Source organism: Psychrobacter sp. 1U2 (assembly GCF_051847575.1).
The window spans coordinates 1-617 of record NZ_JBPYDC010001361.1 but is presented as its reverse complement, the minus strand read 5'-3'; the positions used below and the strand labels follow the sequence as shown (position 1 = coordinate 617).

At 39.4% G+C, this 617-nt stretch carries 1 pseudogene; it reads left to right on the top strand.

The window, feature by feature from the left end:
- Positions 1–546 (top strand): annotated as a pseudogene (locus ACS8FD_RS22105) (tRNA (adenosine(37)-N6)-dimethylallyltransferase MiaA); the annotation flags it as partial.
- Between the last annotated feature and the right edge of the window lie 71 nt (positions 547–617).

Here is a 617-nt window from a genome sequence, read left to right as displayed (position 1 = left end):
CTAGCAAACAATCCACATCAGCAGTGGCATGCACTTACAGTAATGCCAGATCGTCCCTGGCTGCATACGCGTATCGAGCAGCGTTTAGAGATTATGTGGCGTGAAGGACTGGTAGATGAAGTACTTGGTTTGCTTGAACAATATCCGTTGACACCTAATTTGCCATCTATGCGCTGCGTTGGCTATCGGCAAGTTTTAGAGTACCTGACACATATTAATCATTCAGTATTTGAGCAGCCACATCTTGATAAGACCCAGTTTGAAGATGTTTTTGGTAGATTTGAAGACCCAAGCAAACATAAAATAAAACCACAAAGGGCGCTGCAATCACAGTCGTCAACCCTTGATAGTCAAACCGAGGCGCTTGCTTGTTATCAAATGCAAAATAAGGCATTATATGCTACAAGACAACTGGCTAAACGCCAATATACTTGGCTACGTAAGTTGGCTCAATTATCGAACGTAAATAACGATTTGCATAATAACAACGAAATTGTCATATCATCCTACGAATCTATGACGCAAGCTAGAGAATATCTGATCTGAACAATCATTTGTCATCTATTAATAATGATAGACAAGAAGCTTATGGTATTACGTTCTAATAGATTTTAATA